The following is a 549-nucleotide window of genomic DNA, read 5'->3' as shown; positions in this document are numbered from 1 at the left end:
GGACAGCGGACATCGGACATCGGACATCGGACATCGGACATCGAGCGTCACGCATCGACGCATCGCGCCCGCATCCGCGTCCGTCACGCGCGCGGCAACTCGCCCGCCGTCAGCGATTGCAGGCTCTCGTCGACGCTCAGCTCCGACAGCGCATCCGCGCGCAGCCCGCCGTCCGCCGCGCGTTGCAGCACGCGCAGCACGTTCGGCTTCAGGCGCACGAGCGCGAGGCGCCAGCCGCGCGCATCGCATTCGGCGCCGAACGTCTTCAGCGCCTCGATCGTCGTGCCGTCGACGTCGGGCGATTCCTCGAGACTCAGCATCACCGTGTGCACGGGCGGCTGCGCGTCGCGCGCGAGGCGCCTCGCCATGGTCAGCACGCGCTCCGCGTTCGCGAAGAAGAGCTGGGCTGCCGGCCGCACGATCAGCACGCCGGGGATCGGCTTCGCATCCTCGTGCATCGATACGTCGACGAAAGCGTGGCTCCCGCGCAGCCGGCCCAGCACGCTCACGTTCGGCGCGGACAATTGCCGCAACGTGAGCGTGCTGGGC

1 protein-coding gene is annotated in these 549 nt (G+C 70.5%); it reads right to left on the bottom strand.

What is annotated here, in order from left to right:
* Positions 1–83: 83 nt before the first annotated feature.
* Positions 84–549 (bottom strand): sodium-independent anion transporter (locus J5M67_RS27635; protein ID WP_207888571.1); only part of this gene is annotated, 466 nt, incomplete at its 5' end.

Source organism: Pseudomonas sp. 30_B (assembly GCF_017491605.1).
Lineage (GTDB): Bacteria > Pseudomonadota > Gammaproteobacteria > Pseudomonadales > Pseudomonadaceae > Pseudomonas.
Note: the sequence above shows the minus strand (reverse complement) of the source record. Positions and strands in the feature narration are given on the sequence as shown.